1 pseudogene is annotated in these 377 nt (G+C 62.6%); it reads right to left on the bottom strand.

The features are described from left to right. Positions 1-299: pseudogene (locus AC3A4Z_RS22605) on the bottom strand (hypothetical protein); the annotation flags it as partial. Positions 300-377 lie beyond the last annotated feature (78 nt).

Below are 377 nucleotides of genomic sequence, written 5' to 3'. Positions count from 1 at the left end.
GCGTTCCACTGGTAGGCAAGAGCGACTGGTGCAGCTCCCCAGATTCCCGGCACTGTGGTGAGGGTCGAATCGACCTTTGTGGTTCCGGTAATCGTCGGGACGGGGGCTGTGGTCAGGGAGCCGTACGCCACGACGTTAGTGGGAGCTGAAGTTTTTTCCGAGGTGGTGTAGCCGGGCTTGGACCCAGCGACTGTGACCGTGATGGTCTTTCCGGCATCGGTGCCCGCGAGTTTGTATGTGGATGCGTTAGCCCCGACGATCGCCGTCCCGGAACGATACCACTGATACGTGAGCGCCACTGGTTCAGGTCCCCAGACTCCCGTGACCGCCGTTAGCGTCCAGCCGACCTTCACGGTGCCCGTCACCGTCGGGACAGG

Source organism: Arthrobacter sp. Soil_C_49 (genome assembly GCF_057656635.1).
The sequence above is the reverse complement of the archived record's forward strand: the minus strand, read 5'-3'. Positions and strand labels throughout refer to the sequence as shown.